This window comes from Alkalinema pantanalense CENA528 (assembly GCF_050753345.1).
GTDB lineage: Bacteria > Cyanobacteriota > Cyanobacteriia > Leptolyngbyales > Leptolyngbyaceae > Alkalinema > Alkalinema pantanalense.
The window spans coordinates 1-15,792 of the sequence record NZ_JBLZFX010000062.1; the positions used below are offsets into that span (position 1 = coordinate 1).

At 50.7% G+C, this 15,792-nt stretch carries 11 protein-coding genes and 1 tRNA gene; 3 read left to right on the forward strand and 9 right to left on the reverse strand.

Annotated elements, in window-relative coordinates; all coding sequences use genetic code 11:
• Positions 1-298 precede the first annotated feature (298 nt).
• The 3 genes from ACN4EG_RS18055 to ACN4EG_RS18065 all read left to right on the forward strand — a co-directional run bounded on the left by ACN4EG_RS18055 (position 299) and on the right by ACN4EG_RS18065 (position 2,478).
• Positions 299-1,579, forward strand: coding sequence for a hypothetical protein (locus ACN4EG_RS18055; RefSeq protein ID WP_431631506.1), 1,281 nt, complete (start codon positions 299-301; stop codon positions 1,577-1,579).
• A 90-nt stretch (positions 1,580-1,669) separates the two neighbouring features.
• The gene (locus ACN4EG_RS18060) at positions 1,670-1,891 is read left to right on the forward strand and encodes a hypothetical protein (protein ID WP_431631508.1); all 222 of its coding nucleotides are present in this window, start codon (positions 1,670-1,672) and stop codon (positions 1,889-1,891) included.
• A gap of 371 nt (positions 1,892-2,262) precedes the next feature.
• Positions 2,263-2,478, forward strand: coding sequence for a hypothetical protein (locus tag ACN4EG_RS18065; protein WP_431631509.1), 216 nt, complete (start codon positions 2,263-2,265; stop codon positions 2,476-2,478).
• Between the two features lie 510 nt (positions 2,479-2,988).
• On the opposite strand, the gene ACN4EG_RS18070 is transcribed toward ACN4EG_RS18065, so the two are convergent.
• The 9 genes from ACN4EG_RS18070 to ACN4EG_RS18110 form a co-directional block, all read right to left on the reverse strand.
• Positions 2,989-3,183 (reverse strand): hypothetical protein, encoded by a 195-nt coding sequence (locus ACN4EG_RS18070; protein WP_431631510.1) that lies wholly within the window; start codon positions 3,181-3,183, stop codon positions 2,989-2,991.
• Positions 3,184-3,234: 51 nt separating this feature from the next.
• Positions 3,235-3,999: a tetratricopeptide repeat protein gene (locus ACN4EG_RS18075; protein ID WP_431631511.1), complete on the reverse strand. Its 765-nt coding sequence runs from the start codon at positions 3,997-3,999 to the stop codon at positions 3,235-3,237.
• Positions 4,000-4,129: 130 nt separating this feature from the next.
• Complete coding sequence (locus ACN4EG_RS18080; protein WP_431631513.1) at positions 4,130-5,038, reverse strand: hypothetical protein; 909 nt, start codon at positions 5,036-5,038, stop codon at positions 4,130-4,132.
• Positions 5,039-5,046: 8 nt separating this feature from the next.
• Positions 5,047-5,424, reverse strand: coding sequence for a hypothetical protein (locus tag ACN4EG_RS18085; protein WP_431631514.1), 378 nt, complete (start codon positions 5,422-5,424; stop codon positions 5,047-5,049).
• An 11-nt stretch (positions 5,425-5,435) separates the two neighbouring features.
• Positions 5,436-7,262 carry an S-layer homology domain-containing protein gene (locus tag ACN4EG_RS18090; RefSeq protein WP_431631515.1) on the reverse strand — a complete coding sequence of 609 codons (1,827 nt, stop codon included), beginning with the start codon at positions 7,260-7,262 and terminating at the stop codon, positions 5,436-5,438.
• A 102-nt stretch (positions 7,263-7,364) separates the two neighbouring features.
• Complete coding sequence (locus ACN4EG_RS18095; protein ID WP_431631516.1) at positions 7,365-10,277, reverse strand: nSTAND1 domain-containing NTPase; 2,913 nt, start codon at positions 10,275-10,277, stop codon at positions 7,365-7,367.
• Positions 10,278-10,740: 463 nt separating this feature from the next.
• A tRNA-Gly gene (locus tag ACN4EG_RS18100) sits at positions 10,741-10,811 on the reverse strand.
• 37 nt (positions 10,812-10,848) lie between these two features.
• Positions 10,849-11,874: a hypothetical protein gene (locus tag ACN4EG_RS18105; RefSeq protein ID WP_431631517.1), complete on the reverse strand. Its 1,026-nt coding sequence runs from the start codon at positions 11,872-11,874 to the stop codon at positions 10,849-10,851.
• Positions 11,875-11,990: 116 nt separating this feature from the next.
• Positions 11,991-15,434, reverse strand: a complete 3,444-nt coding sequence (locus ACN4EG_RS18110; RefSeq protein ID WP_431631518.1) for a response regulator — start codon at positions 15,432-15,434, stop codon at positions 11,991-11,993.
• Positions 15,435-15,792: the final 358 nt, after the last annotated feature.

Genomic DNA, 15,792 nt, shown 5'->3' on the forward strand with positions numbered 1-15,792 from the left:
CGATGCTGAGATGTCGGGCATCCGGTTTATCCATCACAAACCTCCTTGTACCTCTATCCTGATCATAGCTCCACTTTAATTGTCTTTCGCCTAATACTTTATTGCCGAGGTAATAACACTAGTCTCTATTAGTAAACGTCGCAATCAGTACTGTGAAGCAGATATAACAACGTTTCCAGCTTGGCAAGAATCAGATGAAGCAAATCAGCTGAGAATTATTGAAGCAGCCAAGAGCTATATCTATAAAGGAGATCCAGTAACTGATCTTGTGTTAAGCAATCACTTACACTCTTCTGCATTGGCTGGTTACAAGGCACTACGCTTACTCATTACAATAGACTCTTCTTTTATCCCAACACTTCCCACTGAAATCTGGCGAAAATGGATAGCCATTATTATCACTTTTCCCGCCATCAAAGAAAATACAGATCAAGACTTTAGACAACAACTGATTCAGAAAGCTTATCAAAATTCTCCTGACGACTTTATAAGAACCCTAATTATCCTAATTGAACAGCAGGATAATCGGTATGGCTCCATTCACATCCTTCCCGAAGTAGAATTCTGCTGGGATGAACGTTTAGCAGAAGCTCTATTTCAAAAAGTACAGGATAAAAAGTTACAAGCTAGAAGCATGGGTGATTTACTCAAGGAACTTTTAGTTCATCGAGTAGACCAAGCCATACTCTTTGCTAAATCTCTAATTTCCCTCCCACCACCTACTGATGGTGGAACAAGAGAAAAAGCAATTGTTGCAGCTCAGATGTTGATGCTTTATTCGGAAGATGCTGGGTGGTCAGTTGTGTGGAGTGCTATTCAACAAGATTCTAAGTTTGGTCGAGAAGTTCTTGAAGCTGTCTCCTATGCCGTTAAGTATGAAGGAAATATAGAGCAACGACTTAAAGAAGAATATATAGCGGATTTGTATATTTTTCTTGCCAAGGAATATCCTGATTTAGAGGAACAAAACAAAAATTCTGATGAAGATTGTGATTTAGTAACACCAAGAGATAGTATTAAGATTTGGAAGGATTATATTCCTCAGAGGCTACAAGAGCTTGGTACACAAGAGTCATGCAATGCACTACGGAAAATAATATACGAATTGCCACACTTGAAAGATAAGCTGCAATGGAGGCTATTAGAAGCAGAAGCGTTAGTTCGTCGCAAAACCTGGATACCACCTACTCCAGAAGAATTTCTGAAGTCAGTTTTACCACAACAAACTTCCAACTCAGAATTATTAGAGAGCATTAAGCAAATGGCAGATCAACCCAAAATCGATCAAAGCATTAACTTTGGAGACAACAACAATATTAATGGAGTCGTTAACACAGGAAATCTTCAGGCAGAAGATATTCAAATCAATCATGAGAATGATTTACCTAGTAGACAAAACGTACCAACAACATCCAAAAAATACGACTGGAAGTTTTGGCTTTCGATATCATTAACTGCTCTAGGAATCATAGCTTCTGTCACTGCTAGTGGTGTATTTAATGATGAAATTAAGAAATGGCTGTTTAAGCCCAATGTCCCTCCACACAATGAACATCCGATTGAGAAAAACGCTAATTGAGTACCATTCATATTCTGCTCATAGAATCACATTAGGTGATTAATTTATCTTCTCAACAAAGTATTTCTCGCAAAAGATTTGAGCATATTTATGCAAATTACAATTGATCTTCCCAAAGACCTTGAACAACACTTCCTACAACAGGCCGAACAATTAAATATTCCGCTGCGAACCCTAGTGATCCAAGCACTCCGCCAACTGATTCCCCACCAAACCAGCCCAGTTGACCCTTGGCCCGACACTATTCTCAACTACCAAGGCGATCCAGAATTTCCCGCCTTCGAGTCCTACCGCAACGAACTTCTTCCCTAACTCATCCCGCCCCTGCCATTTGACACCACAGGTATCAAATGATACCTAAAACAAATTTCCAAAATACGATTGACAGACCCTAGGTTTCTTCGTAGGCTATTTTGTCATAGCGACTCCATGAGACATCCTTCTCACAATTAACCTTGATTGACGATACGGCATGAAGCATGGAAGCGCTAAGTTCACCCAAAAATTAGAGCACTACCCAGGATTGCAGGAACAACCCTAGGTAGCTAACCCCCCAAGCTGGAACAGCAGCTGGGAGGCTTGTTGAGAATTTTAACATTCGATCGAGCCACCCTTCGTTGTGATGTCAACCGGGGTGGCTCTAATTTTGGGCTTTTTCCCCATCACCCCAGGAGAAGCTCAATATGTCCACAGGTTCTAGCGACGATCACGATCGCTCGATCGAACAGTCACGCCCATACTACCGCCTACACCTTTTCGGCACCCAAGCAACCGTCCAATCCATCATCAACCAACTCCACGCCCTCGGCTTCGTCGATCGAGCCTACTGGGGCACCCCCACCCCCGTCCCCGGCGTCGAAGGAGAATGGGTCAGCGTCCTACAACGCCGCTGGTTATAAACTACCATCACCGTGAGTAATCTCGCTGGATCCCCATAAATCCCCCTCATCAAGGGAGACTTTGAAAGAATTTGTCTAAATTCCCTCTTTTCCGGTTCCCCCTTTTTTAAGGGGGGCCAGGGGGGATCAAATCCCCGCCATCAACGCAAAGATTCACAACCGCAATCCCAATCCATCACCCGCAGCAATCACCTTACAGATAACAAACCAATTATCTTTGTCCTGCAATAGCAATCCTAGTCGCTCCACCCAATGATTAACGGATGAATTCTCTCTGACGATTCCCAGGGTCGATCGCTATTCATCCACATAAGCTTGATAGCTAATCAGCTTAATAGCTAAGAATGCCCTTCACGCAACCTAATGTGCAATAGACAAATCAAACCCTTTCGGGGGGTGTCGGGGGAGTAGAGTCCCCTGACAAAGCAGGGGGGCGGGGAGAAGTTCCCCGATCTTCGCTGCGGAGCAGCCCCAACGATCGCGCAACCCCACCAACTCACTCAAACCACACTAGTAATCACTATCCGCCACACAAATCCCCTGACACTTAATCCCATTCGTCGCCGTCCGCAAACAATGGGGACAGAGAACCTTTTCCGCTAGAGCCGTATCTGTCTGCGAAGTTGCAGAACTCACAGAATTAGCAGAACTTGCTGCCGCTGAAATGGTCGCCGTTTGCCCTTGATCCGTTTGGGAAGTCGTCATGATTAACACAAAACTTTACAACCTCCCCTCCATTCTAGCCGCCCCGCCCCCTTATGTCCGCGCCATCTGCTGCTGAATTCGCTCAAACTGCGCCTTAAAATACGGGTCAGGATACCGACTCACCGCCGCCAACGCCGACTTCCCAGCCGCCTGCCACTGCTGCAACTCACACAACACCTCAATCTGGTAGTAATGCGCCCGACTCACCGTCGCAGGATCACTCGATCGCCCCGCCTGCGCCCGTTGCAACACCCGCTCCAACAACGGCAACGCCTCCCGATGCCGCCCCAACTGCACCAGCGCATAGGCCCGATCGGTCATAATGTGCCCATCTTCCCCGTAGCGCAGACAAATGTCAAAGGACGCGATCGCCTCCTCATAGCGCCCCAACTCCAACAACGCATCCCCCCGCTCATGGGCCAAATTCGACTGCTGCGGACAAATCGCATAGGCCCGATCGTAGCTCTCGATCGCCGCCTCAAACCGTTGCAACTTCGCCAAGGCCAACCCTCGCTCATGCCACAGCCGATAGTCCTTGGGGTGTTCCTTCAACCCCGCATCATAGGCCGCGATCGCCGCTTCGTACTGCTGCGATCGTTCCAACGCCTTCCCGTGCGCCACCCAATGCAATGCTTGACGAGATGCCTGAGAAGCCCCCTGCCCCACCGATCGCCGATTGCCCCACAGACAAGCCACCGCGATCGCCCCCAGGATCACCAAGCCGCCCGCTATGCCCCCCGCCGGAGCAGTCCCCGACCCTGGCACAAACCCATCATTTGAACCTTGCGTTTGAAGCGTAATAATCTGCTGACCCATGGATTCCTAATGTCCACCTGACCGATAGCCCCACGCTAGCACAGCCCCTCCCACGATCGCCTCCGCAAAACGTCAGACACCCACCTACCCACCTACCCAGCTTTATCTATCCCCGTCCCCCTCCATCAAGTCACGTAAATTTAGGCCCATCTCGATCGCTCCCCCGCCACAGATATTCCGTCAGTTGGCGTCCCAGCAGTTTCTCCTCCGCTGGATTGGTCGGCAGTGGCCAATGTAGGGCTTTATACAGCTCAAAGCGATGGAGATCAAAGGCAGATTCCAGTAAATCCCCATAGGTGGCAGCAGCGCTCAGCATCCAGTGATGGGCAAATAGCGTTACTAACAGCGCGATCGGCAAAACCCACACCGACCACACCGACCACACCGCAAACAACACTCCCCAAAGCCAAACTCGCGCAGCAGTATTGAGATCCGATCGGGCCTCCTGAAGTTCCTTTTTCACCCCATCGGGCAGCACCAACCACAGCCGAGGCCAACAAATAATCGCATCCAAACCATACTTATTACTGGGATGGCTTTCGGCGGCTCTCAAGAGATTCCCTAGTTTCGTGGGCATGACGCGATCGGGCTGGGCCGGAAATTGTCGCAATTGCCAATCAATCTGCACAAATTCATCCGTTTCTTCAGCCGTTAATTGCCCAGTTTGATCCCGTTTGATCGCCAGTTCTTGCCAGCGTTGGTCTAAGCGTTGTAGGCTACGTTGTTGTCGTGTTAGTAACCATTGTTTGATCGGATTCATCCAACGGGGCCAATACCCTTCAAACCACCGCAAGATCACCAGATCAAAACGCTGAATAGCAAAGGCCGAGGTCGCCACCAACAGCAAACTGGCAAACAGAACCGCCAACTGGAGCGGCTCCACCAATTGAGTAAACCATTGCTGCAATGGCTGCCAACCAAACTTTTGCATTGCTGCCATAAAGCCCCCCAACCAAAAAATAAACGCTGGGGTAAGTAAGTTGGCAACCCATTGCTCAATGAGTTTATTGCCGATCCCTTCCAGAAACTTTGTAGGCATTACGATCGCTAATCTCCAAACGGTTGCAGTTCACCGTGGGTCGGACAGGTGGGCACCGGAATGCCCGCCGATCGCTGATACCAGACATAATCGCCCTGGGGACAGACATACTTCCGGGCTGCGATCGCGCCACTGCTGCCAGGTAGCAGTTCATAGCCTTTACTATTTGCCTGAGCTGCCAAGAACTCCTTAAGCCATTGCAGCGTTTTAGGGTGACTTTTCAACAGGGTGAGAATTTGCCCATCCACCGCCTGACCCTGCTGAGCTTGGGCAAGCAGATCAGCTAATTGGCGATCGCACTCCGCCGCCGTTGCTCCCAACAAATCGGGTAAATAGGGACGAATCGATCGTGCTCCCTCTAATACATCGTCTGGTTTAAATGCCATGGCGTGGTTCCTTAGGAGTTGAGACGATAGATCGTGCTGGGTGTGGTTCCAAAATAACCATCAAAGTTAAGGTTGGTGTCCCAAACGAATCGGCGTGGGTTGTTGTTTGTGGATGAAGATGCAGAACGCACGGTGGTTGGCGAGGTACAAATTCCCATGTGTGGCTCGCTATCAGGCTCAAATGTCCCATTTGGTAACTTATTGGGGGGAGCAATCACAATGTCGCCTGCTTGCGCTTGTCTGGGGTCGATCTTGGTTCCTCGCCCACTCTCAAGCAGCTTCTTTACCCTGGGAACATAGGTATCGAGGCTCTCAATGCGTGCCTGAGCCAGAACCTGATTGACCGCCCACCCACAGGAATTCTCACCCGGTTTTCCAGGAGGATTGGTGGGGGCAATGAAGGGCAAGGTGCTAAAGGTACCCAAATCTTTCATGGCTTGGACGATCACAGCATTCAAACCAGGTTGAGTCAGGGGAGTAGTTCGAAAGAGGAAATTGTTAAATAGTTTTTCATACTCTGCTCTGGGAAGCGCTTCCGCCTCCGGCACCCAGTCATCCAGGAAGGATTGCATGTCTGGGGATTCAATGATCGATCGGCGATCGTCCTGCTCAATCACGGTTTTAAATCCTTCGTAACGGCTGACTTTCTTCTTGTCAGATTGGATTTCCTCTCGAATCTCATAGCGAAACCGTTCCCCCGCTCGGAGATAGGCAATGGTGGGCGCAGCATTGGGGCTGGCTTGAGCCGTCACCTTGACGAGACCTGTCAGACTGTTGACCTCAATGGTACCCGATGTTTCTGAAGCATCGACCTGCACCAGGGTAACCTCGTCAGTCTGGGGTGAGATGCGCACCTCTGGCCCTCGATAGGCTGGCTCATCAGGGTCGGGGTCGGGCTGCCCAAAGACATCGTCAGAGGCCGATCGCAGATTAAAAGACTGAGCAATCAAAACCGCCGTTTCTCCCCGTGTCGCTGGTTTTTGGGGCTGGAGGTGGGCAGTGGAGTCGATCATCAACCTGGCCTGAACCGCCGCCGCAACGTTTGACTGAGCCCAGGGAGCAATTTGGTTGGCATCCTGATAGCGGCTGAGGACACTTTGGGGATCACTGGGAATAGCTAACCCCAAACCACTGACCAGAGCCGAGATCGCCTGTTGCCGGGGAATACGTTCTTCCGGTCGAAAGCTCCCATCGCGATAGCCCGAGAGAAAGCCGAGTTGCGCGGCACGGGCAATGGCATCCTTGGCCCAGTGACTAGCTACATCGTTAAATTGGCGATCGGGAGCGCTCAGGGGTCTTTTCCAATACAAATTTGCTGCTGACACCAGTGAGGCAAATTGGGCGCGGGTAACGAACTCGTTGGGACGGGGATCGCCATCGGGGTAGCCTGTCATAACCTTGCGAGCCACCAGATCTTGAATGGCCAGATCTTGCGCTGAGGCTGGCTTAGGGGATGCCAACGGTACCGCTGCCTCTGCTACACTGGAATCCGCTGGGGAAGCCAAGAGTTTACCCGTACTATCGTTCTGAATGCGAACTACTAGGGATTGGCAGCCCGATGTTCGACCATTGTCCCAACTGGTAATCGCTAATCCACTACTGACGGTACAGGGAAAAGTATATTTGCTGCGTTTGCCTTTTCCAGAAAGAGTAACCTTAAATTTAGTATTGCGATCGTTATTTCCAAAAAAATAAAGTGATGCTGATGATCCCCCCTCTACATTCAATTTTCTATTAGTTCTGAGGATGTCTCCAGGATTCACATCTTTATTCGTGATCTTCGTCCCTTCGATCAATTTTACATTTCCCGATCGCTTAGAAATCTTTCCTTTGACCATGGTAGTGCTCTCTAATGACTTAAAGAGTGTTTGACTGAATCAAGTATTTAAGAAGCTCGATTAACCCTTAAGTTACGAACCTTAACGGTAAACCGATTATCATTAGGGTTCTAACGGCTTAGGTGAGATTTTGCAGGAATTCAACCGCTCCACAACGGAGTCATACGGGTCATTAAAGATTCGCTCGGTTAGGGTTTGCTTCTGGAGCAGACGACAAGCAGGCGCATCGTAAGCATCATAGACACCTTTCGTCTGACTATACCAGCCACAACGACCTTGAGTTGCCTTTCGCCATAATTCTTCAATATCCTTTAACAGTTCGCAAGGCATTCGATCGGCTTCCGCTTTGGTATTAATCTGTCCATCATCATTCCAATCTGCCTTAACCCCCAGTTCCCGATTCAAAAGAAGATAGGTCGTTCTGAGGGCACCGGGGGAATAGCGCTGTTCAAAGTCCCGTAGGTCATAGGTTAATTTACGAGTACCAAATTTCTGCTGGCTTAACTCTTTGGCCAACTGAGGTAAACGTTTTTCCCGAATCAAGTGCAACAGAGCCGTTTCAGCATCGGCAGTCGTTTTCTGTAGCAACTTTTGATTAATCTTAGTGCCACTTTGAGCGGCTTTAGCTTGCAGTAATTGGGTAAACGTGAGAATCACCCGATAGTTGTTCAGTGCCTCATCCACTTTACCAGCGGCAGCAAGACGATCGGCTTCCTGTTGCAACTCAGCCGCGATCGGTAATAACTCCGGGCGCACTCGATTCAACGACGTATCCCGCATAATTTCCGTCAATCGGCGTTGTGTCTGTTGATACCAGGTCAATCCCCCGGCAGTTAACAGAATCAGCAACCCTGCCGCCAAACTTCCCCCTAGGCGAACACGTGACCATTGCCGCGACCGTTGACTCGATCGCAGTAACTCCTGTGCCAAAACCGATAACGAAACTGTTGTTCCAGTCGTTGCCACAAAAATTTCCGCTTCCTGCAATTTGCGCCCCTGCAATAAATAAGCGACATCCTTCGGTTTACCCCGATCGCGCCAGACTGCCGCCGCCGCTTCCAGATCCCGCTGTTGTTTCAGTAATAGGCGATTATCCTCAATCCACTGACGCAACTGCGGCCAATGGCGAATCAAGGCTTCATGGGCCACATCCACCACATCCACCCGATCGCCCGTTCCACTCTTTGCCAACAATTGCGCCGTGACAATTAAGCGTTCCCCTGCTAACGTCGTGATCACCCGATCGATATCCTGCGCCGCATAGGTCGGAGTCAGCAAATCCTGTTTTGCCACCTGTCGCCGCGTATCCTCCGTCCCCTCCCCCAGTTGCGTCAAGGCCAGGAAAATATGTTTCGCGATCGCCTGTTCCTCCGCCGACAGGGCTGCATAGACAGCATCGGCCCGCTGTTGCAAGGTTCCCTGCACTCCCCCCAACTGGTTATAGCTAGCCAGCGTCAACCAATTCATCGATCGCTGTTTCCACAGTTCCGTTAATGTATATTGCAGCAATGGTAAACTGCCCGGTGACTGTTTCACATCCGTTAGAATTTGCGTGACTAATTCCGATTCCACTTCCAATCCCACTTGACGGGCAGGCTCGACAATCGCCTGTTGCAATTCCTCTGCCGTCATGGGACTCACGGTCACCAAATGCGCCTGGATTTTCTGGGCCAAGCCGCTGTAGTCCTGCTCCAGACATTTGCTGAAAAAGTCCGCCCGCATTCCCACCACTAGGCACAGCTTTTGACTGGCCTGCTCCAAAGCCCCCAGCAAACAGGCAAAAAACCGTTGGCGTTCCAGTTCCTCCTGGCACACCGTAAAAACTTCTTCTAACTGATCGATGACTAACACTAAGCGGTGGGGCGTGGCCTGGGCTAACTGCGCTAACCCGATCGCCCCAGTACTCAACAACTGCTCAATTTTTGCCAATTGCGTGGCCCGATCGATCGACGAGGCATCCGGTTGCAAAAATGCCAGGGCTAAACTTTGCAGCGGATGCGCCCCTGGCCGCACCAGGTGAATAGCCCAGTCCTGACTGCCCGAGAGTCGCTGACCCAATTTCAGTTGATGCACCAATCCTGCCCGCATCACCGACGATTTACCACTCCCGGAGGCCCCCAGCACCGCCAGAAAGTTTCCCTCCCGCAACTTCTCCAACAGGGCATCGGTCAGGGTTGTGCGCCCATGGAAATACAGCGGGTCGTCGTCATTGCAATCGAAATAGGCCAATCCTCGATAGGGACAGACCCCCGATCTAATCTGCGATGGGGTAAACCGCGCATTGCCAGTCAGCAGAATTTTGCCACCGGAATTGGCGAACAGGGGTTGCTGGGAAGCCGCCCGCAGGGTGGGGGATTGTTGGATAAACTCCGTCAAGCTGAAATTGGTAATCACACCATCGGCACGGGTTTTCGGATCCAATCCGGCCAGCAATGCCTCTGTCAGCAGACTGTATTGGCCCGTTGTGGATTCAAAGGCCACCTCGTACTCACGGGAAGCGGAAATGAAACAGCGATCGCGCCCCCGCCCCCGATCGCCCGGATCGACTTCCTCAAAATTGAGCAACTCCCCGCTATAGCAGCAATCCAACCAGATCACCTGCTGCCGCACCTCACTTTCCTGCAACAGCCGCCGCAACCATTGCAACGACAAACCCCAGTTGCCCACCGCTGGATTGACATCACTCGTGGCCAGAAAGCCTTCCTGAATCCCCCGATCTTTGCGCAGGCCATGGCCGGAAAAGAAGAGCAGTGCGGTCTCCGGCAGATGCTTGCCCGTGGGTTTAAACAAACGGACAAGGGCAGATTCCAATTGCTCTAGGGTCACCTCTGCGTTGTGGGCCATCCGCCGCGCATCGTCCTCAAAGGGATCGAGAAACTCCGGCAAGCGTAGAACGCGGAACCCACCCAATTGTTCCAACCGCTGGGCGATCGCTTCCGCATCTACGGCGGGTGCTTGCAGGGGCTGTAACTGCTGATAGGTGTTAATACCAACAATCAAGGCATCTCGGCTCATGGGGCCAGTCCTCCGATCGGGGGAGCAAGTCAGACTCTGCTGGATGACAATGATCAATTCCTAATCCGTCTCTAGCAGTTCAATGACATTCATTTTGTCCCCACGGCACCCAATTTTCACCGATGACAGTAATCTGTTACAAGCGACAATTAGACAACTAAATTTATTAATCAACTTTATTAATCGACAATCGGGTTGAAAGATCGCGCCACAAGATTGGGCAACATTGACCTTTAATGTTGCCATTGACTTCAGACGCCACACCGGGTCGAAAAATTGAGGTGCATCCAGCAATTCCTGAATCTACAAATCAGGCCCTAAAATCCCAAGCTATACTGGCTAATGAATGGGTTAAAAGGTAAAACTTTCGTTTTCTAGATTAAGCGACAAACAATTCGATAACGATCGTTCGACGACACGAATTTGTTAAGACGACAAATAACTTGTTAATCAACACAACAAAAGCGGGCACCGGGAATCGAACCCGGATCAATAGCTTGGAAGGCTATGGTTTTACCACTAAACTATGCCCGCAGACTTTTGTTATCTTAGCATAACTTTTTTGTGATGTCTAGAGAACTTTGAGATTTACCGTCACCAGCCAAATGGTAGACGGCTTATTCGCAGGACTATAGGTCGCATTGGGATCAGACGTCACCTCACAGGTTTCACCTTTTAATAAAGCCTGCATCACTTCCTGCAATTCCATTTTGCTAGCCATTCCCGTCTGGAGCGCCGGACTATTGTCCTGAACATCTACAGATTGGATAATTCCAGGCTTGCTATTCTGAATTTCACCCACTTCGAGTTTGACAAGTACTTGTAAGGTTTGTCCAGAAGGCCACGTTGAAGTAGCCCTTTGTAGCAACTGCGAGCCCCCCCCAATCTCAAACCCTTGGCGAATGCCTGGAATGGTCAGCCTTAGATCACCCAAAATGGAATCATTGCCACTGTCGGGTGCTAAAGTCGCACTACCGATGTTGGCCTCTATGTTGGTCTCAAATTTTTGCTGCCCACCAGGATTGGAATTACCTTTATCATCCCCCCCTGGATTACTCCCTCCCGTTGCAGAAGTCTTGGGAGAACCAGAAGTAGGTTGCCCCGCAGGTTTGCTGGTACCCGGCTTCGGATTAGGCTTTTGGGTCGCTGACGGCTTTGGAGATTGCGTTTTTTTCGTTGAATTCGGTGGCTTTGGTTGCGGTGTTGTCGGCTTTTGGGGACTTTCCACCTTTGGCTGACTAGAATCCACAGAATCCATAGAGGGTTCAGCGGGCGGTTGGGATGCCTGGGGTTGCGGGGTAGGTGGTGCTTCCGGCGGTAAGCTCGTTGCCCCAGAACGTACCGATCTCGACTGCTCTAGATTTCCCTTCGGAGCAACAAAATCTGACTGCGTTGCCGTCTGGTTCGGAGCATCCACCAGTTCCACCGCGATCGAGTCCCCTGATCCCCCCCCCGACAAAACCTCAGCCCCCCAACGGCGCACCCCCAGCAATAGTCCCGAATGCAGCACCAAAGAACCACACAACACCGCTAGCCAGAACTGCACGGGTTCCGGGCGGCGGCGAAACGGGAGCGAAGCGAGGGGCAAAGGTTGCACAGTGAAATGCGAAATCCTGGAAGACTACTCCCAGTGTAACGAAGCTTGTCCAAGCTGTAATTTTGGCTACCGAAATTGCAACGGCCTTGGGGGCATATTCTGCCCCCACAGAACGATTAGGCCATTTGGGGCGACAGATGCGGCAGCGGCTCCACCCAGAAGGTCAATACCGTTTCATCAATCCCCTTCAGTTGCAGCGGCATGCCTTTGATGATTTCCTCATCTTCCAGATAATCCGCCACAGCCGCTGAGACCAGAATCCGGCCTGGATCAGCCGCAGCCTGAAGCCGTGCTGCGATATTGACACTCGGCCCGATCGCTGTGTAATCCGATCGCTCACTCCCGCCAAACATCCCCACTACCGCAGTGCCTTGGTGAATCCCACAGCGGAACTTGAGGCAGGGCAATCCCTGTTCCATCCATTTCTGATTCAAGACCTCTAGGGATTGATACATACAGCGGGCCGTGGCGATCGCTCGCTTCACCTGTTCATTTGGGGTCAACTCCTCCGGTGCACCGTAGAGCGCCAGAATAGCATCCCCCATAAACTTATCCACCGTCCCACCGTTCTCAAACACTGCACGGGTCATGGTGGTCAGATACTCATTCAACAGTTCCGCCACCCGCCGCGATCGCAACGTATTCGACAGTTGGGTAAAGCCCACAATATCGCTAAACAGTACTGTCACCATCCTCGGTTCTGGTCGCAGATCCAACGTCAGCTCACCTTTCGCCGCCCGCTGCACTAAAGTTTGGGGCAAGAAGCGTTTCAGGACAGATTCCGTTAGGTACTGGTTCAGATCCACCATGCGCTGCTCCTTTTCCTTCAGCGCGAGTAGGTTCCGCACTTCCGCCAACAACAGGCGATCGGTAAACGGCTTGGATAGATACGCATCCGCACCCCGTTCCACCCCTTCCAATCGGGTATCCTCATCCGCCTTCGCAGTCAACAGGATAATGGGCGTCCCCCGCAACTCCTCATCCAAACGGAGCATGCGAATCATGTCCAAACCCGAGACCTTGGGCATCATCAGATCCGTCACAATCAAGTGGGGACGGTGCATCTGAGCTGACTGGTAGCCTTCTTCACCATTACGAGCGGTAAAGACCTGGTACCCCTCTTGCCGCAAAATCCCAGACACATAGGTGCGCAAGTCAGCAGTATCATCCACCACCAAGACTCGCAGCCCATTCAGTTCCACAGTTGAAGAAACAAGTTCCGCATCACTCTCTTCCAAGTCCTGCAACTCGGATTGAACATCCGCCAATTCCACAACGGCTCGACCTGCTTGAATCTCCGCCTGTTCATTGACGATCTGGTTAGCGGGCAAGTGCTCTGCTCCCAGGAGCAAAGAGATGGCAAAGGCACTGCCTTGACCATACACAGAGGAAACCTCAATTTCCCCACCGTGCATTTCCACTAACTCTTTCACCAAAGAAAGACCAAGACCCGTTCCCTCATAACTACGATTGACCGAGCCCTCCGCCTGCCGGAACCGTTCAAATAGATGGGGCAGTTGATCCTCTCGAATGCCGATCCCGGTATCCTGCACTTTGAGGATAGCCCGATCGCGATGGGAATCTTGGTACAGACTGATCGTAATTGTCCCCCCGGCTGGCGTAAATTTCATGGCATTGGACAGGAGGTTATAGACCACCTTGTCAAACTTCTCCAAGTCGAGGTAAATCAGAGGACAGGGGTGGAGATGGGTAACTAAGTTAATTCCCTTCTTTTCGCAATAGGGGCGAAACGTTTCCACAATTTGATGGACAAAGTCTGCCAAATCGCAGGGCCGGAAACTCGCCTGCATCCGTCCAGCATCCAAGCGCTGGAGGTCTAATAGTTGATTGACCAAGCGCAACAAGCGCCGAGAGTTGCGCAGCGCAATTCCCGCTTGATCATAGGTCAACCCTTGTTTTTGGGCGATCGCCGACTCCAACGGTCCTACCATCAGCGTCAACGGAGTCCGAAACTCGTGGGAAATATTTTGGAAAAACTCCGTTTTTTGCCGATCGAGTTCCATCAGCTTTTCTGCCTGCTGACGGGTCGTTTGATACAGCCGTGCCTGTTGAACCGCGATCGCAGCTTGCTCGGATACAGACTTCACCAGTTGAACTTCCGACTGTTTCCAGAGCCGAGGTTCCCGGTTCTGCCGTAGGGAAATACTGCCAATGATCCGACCATCCGCCAACAGCGGTAGCACTAACAATGCCCGCGCCGGAGATCGAAATTCGGGGGGATGCATCTCTGGGTGATGAACCAAATCCTCCAGCATGACTGGACGCTGGGTGGTCAAGAGCTCCTGGAGAACCGGATTCCCTTCGATCGGCACCTGGGATTTGGGCAATAACCGAGATTGGGCATCAGTCTGCTCTTCAAAGGTTTGTACTCCCGGGGATCCCGATTCATACAAACCCACACATTGCACATACTGATCCTCCGCCGTCCACAGAGACAGGGCACAGCCATCCACCTGCAAAGCCAAACCTAATTGTTGGGTAATTGCGGAAAAAATTTCCTGGGGATCTAACGAAGAGCGAATCGCTGTAGTAATCGTATTCAACAACGCTTCTCGTTTTGCCAGTGCTCGTACCCGTTCGTAAGCCTGGGCCTGGGACAATGCCAAGGCTGCTTGATCCGCAACCATGGTGATTAATTCAACTTCACTGTCCTGCCAACCACGACCTATTTCGCATTGATGTAATGCAAGAACTGCAATCAGTTCCTGTTGGCAAATGAGTGGAACTAGCAAGCTAGATTGAATTGCGGAATCGGTATAGACCTGGTACAACCCTCCTGGTTGCTCCGCAATCACGGAACTAGCACTGACATCTTGAATCACTTCAACCGCAGCCAAAGGCCAAACGGTTCGGGCCAGGGGATGTAAACCTGAGACCGTCTGAGCTTGGGTTGGGCTCTGAGAATCGCTCTCTGACCTGTCTTCTGCGGTACCTAAATGCCGATCGTAGACAAAAGCGTCCTCTTCTAACTGGCCGTTCTGGCAGGGACGTAGAACACCATAGCTCACCTCAAAGGTTTGCCCCACCACACCAACGATCGTTTTGAGGAGCTCCTGGTAACTTAAAGCGCTGCGGATAGTACTCGTAATCGCATTCAACAAGGTCTCTCGACGGAGATTACGACGGAGCTCCTCCGTACGGGCCTTTAGGACATTGTGGGTATCTGCCGCTTGGCGAACCACTTGCTTAAGTTGTTCATCATCCCAAGGTTTGGTGACATATTTAAAAACCTTCCCAGAGTTGATCGCCTCAACGAGATCCTCGACATCTGTATAACCAGTCAGAATAATTCGAATAATATCGGGATATTTCTGCGCAGTCAGACTCAGAAACTCTGTACCACTCATTTGAGGCATGCGCTGATCAGAGATGATGACTGCGATGTCACCCTCTGCTTCTAGAATTTTGAGCGCATCTGGCCCATTTTCGGCTCGTAGTACCCTGAATTCTCGGTGAAATGTTCGGTACAACAAATCCAGATTGTCAGGTTCATCATCGACAACCAAGAGCTTCTGCTTTTTACTATCACGAGCTACCATGCACCAAGCTCCTGCTGCAAGGGCATTTCTGTTGACATTCGTTGAACTTGACTATGAAACACCCTGATTGAACAACCAGAAAGGATGCTAGAACATTCCGCATACTGTTGAGATAGTAGCCCGATCGGACTGGCTATGCTTTGATTATTAGCGAAGACCCAAAAGGCTTGCCATCGACTAAGGGAAACATCAACTCTGTCCACTGGTGGCTCCAAGGTAGTTTACCAACCAAGTTCTGCTTAATCAAACTTGCCCACTTCAGGCGAATTTCTAACTCAACTAACTGAAAGTTCAGTGACGAATATCACTAGAAAGCGCTATTTTTCTGGTGTTTTACAGTATATTTTCCATTGTGCTC